The 258-nt window shown below is 51.6% G+C and carries 1 protein-coding gene; it reads right to left on the minus strand.

Annotated features, from left to right (window positions below):
* Window positions 1-197, minus strand: a 197-nt coding sequence (locus F0U47_RS22890; protein ID WP_497463094.1) for an uS12 family ribosomal protein, incomplete at its 3' end; no start/stop codon positions are given.
* Window positions 198-258: the final 61 nt, after the last annotated feature.

The following is a 258-nucleotide window of genomic DNA, read 5'->3' on the forward strand; positions in this document are numbered from 1 at the left end:
TTTTCTTCGATGTGGTTTAGGCAACCGTCACGGGGGACGAATGCGGTCACTTTCTTTCCGTTCTTAATGAGCTGTACACGGACGCATTTGCGGATGGCAGAGTTGGGCTGCTTAGCTTCTACACCAACTTTCTCGAGGACGATGCCCTTTGCGTGAGATGCACCACCGAAAGGGTTAGCCTTCCATTTCGTACCCATGTGGGCTTTTGAATTCTTTGTCCGCCCATCGCTGTTCACGACGGTGGTTCACGTGCTTACA

It is taken from the genome of Nocardioides antri, from assembly GCF_008373765.1.
Lineage (GTDB): Bacteria > Actinomycetota > Actinomycetes > Propionibacteriales > Nocardioidaceae > Nocardioides > Nocardioides antri.